This is a genomic window from Stenotrophomonas maltophilia, from assembly GCF_013464915.1.
Classification (GTDB): domain Bacteria; phylum Pseudomonadota; class Gammaproteobacteria; order Xanthomonadales; family Xanthomonadaceae; genus Stenotrophomonas; species Stenotrophomonas maltophilia_AT.
Window position 1 is genome coordinate 1 of the sequence record NZ_RAVT01000087.1, and the last position, 5,126, is coordinate 5,126.

Annotated in this window: 3 protein-coding genes; 2 read left to right on the forward strand and 1 reads right to left on the reverse strand. The window is 62.2% G+C overall.

Annotation, left to right across the window (positions count from 1 at the left end; translation table 11 throughout):
• Positions 1-169 precede the first annotated feature (169 nt).
• Complete coding sequence (locus tag D7T59_RS20990; protein WP_258013221.1) at positions 170-1,288, reverse strand: AraC family transcriptional regulator; 1,119 nt, start codon at positions 1,286-1,288, stop codon at positions 170-172.
• Between the two features lie 347 nt (positions 1,289-1,635).
• Here D7T59_RS20990 and D7T59_RS20995 point away from each other — a divergent pair, with 347 nt between their 5' ends.
• Entirely contained in the window at positions 1,636-2,724 is a 1,089-nt protein-coding gene (locus tag D7T59_RS20995; RefSeq protein ID WP_343203091.1) for an efflux RND transporter periplasmic adaptor subunit, read from the forward strand.
• A partial coding sequence (locus tag D7T59_RS21000) for an efflux RND transporter permease subunit (RefSeq protein ID WP_180853523.1) occupies positions 2,721-5,126 on the forward strand: 2,406 nt, incomplete at its 3' end. The genes D7T59_RS20995 and D7T59_RS21000, both read left to right, overlap by 4 nt.

Here is a 5,126-nt window from a genome sequence, read left to right on the forward strand (position 1 = left end):
GCTCTGCCCAAGTGAAGGGGAATGGCTGGAGGCGACTGCAATCGCATAGATCAAGTGGAGTACGAAGGCTTAATCACCGCTTTTAGGGCGATGTTGTACACGCCGGGATGTGCTTATGAAGCCTAGGATCTACGTATGACCACCTGCGATGCCGGAATCCAGCGCCCCCCTACCTGGATTCCCGGAACTCGGTTGGCAAGCAGCCTGCCCAACGYTTGAATGCTCGCCTGAATGCACGGGCGTCGGAATATCCGACCGCCTCTGCAACGTCTGCGATGCTCAAATCAGAGTTCAGCAGAAGATCCCGCGCCCGCTCGTACCTAGCTTCATCTCGAAGCTCCCGATAGCTCGAATCCTGACGATTGAGCCGGCGTCTGAGTGTTCTCTCGCTCACATTGATCAGGCTTGCGAGTTCGCTCTGCCGACTGGTCGCCTCGATGTCGCACCGCAGGTGRCTCGACAGCGATTCGACAATTTCGTTGCGCACGCCCCGCATTGGTAGCAGCGTGTCGAGCTGGTCGCGTACGATCTTCGAGTTGACCCGGTCGAAGCCCGGCAGTCGCACACTCAACCAGTGTGAGTCGAAGGTCAGACGGTTGATCCCTGCATCAAAGCGCACCGGGCACTGGAAGAACCGCCGGTAGACGTCCGGATCGGAGGGCTTGGGTAGAGAGAAGTCGACCCTCAGTGGTGCGAACGAGGGACCAATCAGGTAYCTGCTGACGGCGACATACCCAGCGAATGCATCTTCAACAAGAACAGATTCCAGCTGGATATCAAAGCGTCGGAAGCGGACCTCCATCCGGATTTCGCGACCTGCTTCCTCAATCGTGTGAATCAGCATGGCCCCGATTGCCTGTTGGTGGCTGAGCCCATAGTTGAGGGCTTCCCCGTAGGTCTCGCAGGTGAGCATYGCCAAGCCCGGAAGACCCCAAGAGATGGGAGTCTGCCGGGCTCCCAGGGCGAGGCCGAGCGCCGGTTCGCCCAACAGCCGCTCCGCGCGCATGAACAACTGACGCATCTGGCGGTAAGACAGTCTTACATCTCTCATCGAGAGATCACGGTATGTGAACCCAAGCCCGCGGCAGAGCTCTTCCGGCGAGAAACCACGCTCCTCAACAAGCCCAAGGATGGCTCTAGCGCCAGTGGGCACTATATCGGCGATCTGCGATTCAAGCGTTGAACCGGGATCGCCGGAGGGATGCAGAGACGATGCGTCCAACGCGAGTTCCTCACCGGGCTCACGCCAGTCCATGGAGGTAGACAAATTCTTGGAGATCGCAGCCATCACRTTTTAATGGGGGTGCTTCGCAATCCACATAGTCATCCCATGGGGGACCGATTTCAATGCAGGAGACTCAGGGTGGCCGAAACGGACCCATGCGCGGCCGATAAGGATCCCTTTGAGTAGGGGTGGTGATTTAGTCGTCATGTRACTGACTAAATTCAGGTGATACATCACTGTCCGAATGGGGCCCTTGGCCTCACCKCGTGTCCCAGTTGGCCTGTATGAGCCCCTTTGTGACCGTTMKTGTCCTGTTCCGACGGGAGGTGTCCCCCATAAATTGGCGCCGCCTGCAGACTCCAAGGCATCGAGCCGGTCTGTGGAACCGATCTCCATAGAAGGAACCGAACGTGAAGACCCATATGACTCGGTCGTTGGTGCCTCGTCTCAGCGCGCTAGCCATTGYCCTGTCCGCGATGACGGGATGTTCCGATACACCAGAGAGCGGRACGGCAGAAGCCCGCACCGCGTATGTCGCCTCCGTTCGACAGGCTGCTGGCGATCAGCGCGCTTACATCGGCACCGTGCGTGCCACGCAGCGAGGACAGCTGTCCTTCCCGGTCTCCGGAAAGGTCTCCGCGGTACTTGTTGAACCGGGTGACGTTGTACGCAAGGGACAGGTGCTTGCTCGACTGGATCCKGTCCCCTTTGCAGCGCAGGAGGCGTCCGCTGCCGGCGACGTCGCACGCGCGCAGGCCGCACTGGACGAGGTCCAGCGACGCGTCGAGCGACTGGATGTTGCGCAGAAGGCTGATGCGCTCAGCCCGGCGGAGATGACCGCCGCGAAGGCCGAACTGGCGGCTGCGAATGCGGCCGTCCGCAATGCCCGCGCGCAGCACGAGCTCGCCGGCTGGTCRCAAGGSGAAGCCACGCTGAAGGCAACSTTTGACGGAGTCGTGGCTGCCCGAAACGTTGAAGTTGGACAGTCCGTGGGCCCCGGCGCTGTTGCCATCCAGGTCGATGGTGCGGGCCGCGAGCTGTCTGTCGCGATTCCGGGCACTGCTCCCCTGGCTGTTGGGCAGGTGGTCAACCTGATCAGCGGCTCGGACACCATGGCGAGCAAGGTGCTCCGTGTCGACGGCCGCGTTGATGCTGGCGGCGTGCGTACCGCATACATCGCAGTGCCCGAGGCGGCGACCGTGGGTTCGACCTGGTCGGTCCGGATCACAGGAACGGATACAGGCCCAGCCAGGCTTCAAGTGCCATTTCGGGCTGTTCTGCCATCTGCCGTTGGCGGCAAGGGCCAGGTGCTTCGGCTGGCAAAGGATGGCAAGACGACCGAGCTGGCGGAGGTAGATCTGGGTCAGTATCACGGTGACTGGATCGAGGTGAGCGGGCAGATTTCCGCCGGTCAGCGCGTCGTGGTTGCGGGTGCCAAGGCCATCCGCCCGGGCACGCAGATCAAGCCTGTCGACATGAAGATGGGATCAGAACAATGAGCCTCTCCTCATTCTCATTGGCGCGTCCCCGCCTGACCCTGCTGGCGATCGTAGCGATCGTCCTCACCGGCCTCATTCTGGCGCTGGACTTCCCGTCCACTGAAGAGCCCCCCATCACCATTCGCACGGCGACGGTACTCAGCTTCATGCCGGGCGCCGGCGTGGACCGGGTCGAGCAGCTGGTCGCTCGCCCGATCGAGGAGAGCATTCGTGGCATGCCGGAGGTCAAGCGGATCCGGACGACTGTCCGTCCAGGCTTTGCGTTCACCTACGTTGATCTCTATCCCACCGTGGAATCGGAGAAAATTCCCATCGTGTGGCAACGGTTGCGCTCACGCATGGGGGACATCCAGAGCCAGCTTCCCGAGGGAACGATTGGCCCGGTCGTGGACGACGAATTCGGTCGGGTTGCGGTGATGACCATGGGCCTGACCGGCGATGGCTATAACGCAGGCGAGCTTCGGGCAGAAGCCCGCCGCCTGCGCGATGAACTGTTCCGGCTGCCCGGGGTGGAACGTGTCTCGCTGCACGGCGTGAGGGACGAGCAGGTCCAGATCATCCTGGACGTGCCTTCCCTGGCTGCGCGTGGGCTCAACCCCAATGTGATTGCCGATGCGGTTTCCAGGCGCAATGTCATTGCGCCGGCGGGCTACGTCGAGATCGGAGGTTCGGAGATTACGCTCAACGTGAGCGGTGACGCCGACAACCCCTCCCAGCTGAAGAGCACGCCGATACCGCTGCCGAAGGGTGGCTCGGTGCCGCTGGGTGCCCTTGCGCGAGTGGAACGGGTGACCCAGGACCCGCCGATGACGGGTGCATTCGTCAATGGCACGCCGGCCGTGGTGATAGCGGTCTCCATGGCGCCAGGACTCAACGTAGTCAGCTTCGCCGATCTGCTGCGCGGCGACGTTGAACGGCTTTCGGAAACGCTGCCGGCCGGCATGCAGCTTGTCCAGATCACGGATCAGGCCGAGGTTGTTTCCACCCAGCTGCTGCGTGTTGCCAAGGTTTTCCTGGAGACCCTGGCCATCGTCATGGCGGTCGTCGTGCTGTTCCTTGGAATGAGGACCGGCTTGATCGTCAGCGCCATCGTGCCGACCACGGTGCTGGGGACGATGGCAATCATGAAGATCCTGAACATCGATCTGCACATGATCTCGGTGGGTGCAATCATCATTGCCCTGGGCCTGTTCGTTGACAACGCGATCGTGGTTGCCGAGGACATGGAGCGGCGGCTCTCGCTGGGTGAGTCGCCGGACCAGGCTGCCGCTCACGCAGGCAGCACGATGTTCGTGCCGCTTCTGGTTTCTTCGCTGGCGATCATCCTCGCGTTCATGCCGCTGGCCATCTCCAGCACGGAAACCGGCGAGTATCTGCGCAGCCTCGGCATCGTGATGGCCATCGCGCTGCTGTTGTCGCTGGTCATCGGCGTTACCCTGATTCCGCTGCTGTGCAAGTACTTTGCCCATCACCATGCCGAACTCAGCCGCACCGCACGCGCGGTCGAGCGGCTGACGGGCTGGTACCGCGGCAAGGTCCGCTGGATCCTGGGGCACAAAGCCATGTACATCGGCGTAATGGTTGCACTGCTGGCAACCTCCGGCTGGTTGTTCACCACCGTCCCCAACGAGCTGATGCCGCCGTCCGAGCGCCATCAGCTGCAGATGGCCATCGAGCTGTCCCCGGATTCCAGCCCGGCCAATACGATGGCGGTTGCTCACCAGATCAGCAAGGTACTGGCCGACGAGAAGCTCGTTCCGGAGATCTCCAGCCACGCCCTGTACATGGGCGATGGTGGCCCACGCTTCATTCTGGCACTGAATCCCCCTACTCCTGCAGGACACCGCGCGTATGCCGTGCTGTCCCTTGCGAAGGGCGTCAAGCATGAAGCGGCCATTGAGCGGCTGCGTTCTGTGATGGCAACACACTTCCCGGATGTGCGGGTGGAGCCCAAGCGGTTCTCGATGGGGTCTTCGGATGCCGGCGTTGCGACGTTCCGCATCTCCAGCAGTGACGGCGCACATCGGATTGCCGCCGAGAAGCTGCTGCGCACGCTGCAGGACACGCCGGGGATGGTGGATGTATCCAGCGATGCCGAACGCCAGGTCGTCCAGCTTGATGTGGACGTCGATCAGCCCAAGGCCCAGGCCGCAGGCATCAGCAGCGCGGACATCGCCAAGAGCATGGACATGCTGCTGACCGGCGCAACGATCTCCCGTTATCGTGAGGGCGACACCGTTCTCCCGGTCATCCTCCGCGGAGAGGCGGCACTGCGCACGGATATCGGCCAGCTTGAGGCACTCCCGATCCAGAAGGCGGATGGCAGCGGAAGCGTGCCGCTGGGCCAGGTGGCCAAGCTTCGGTTGGCGCCGCAGCTGTCTTCAATCCAGCGAGTGAACCAG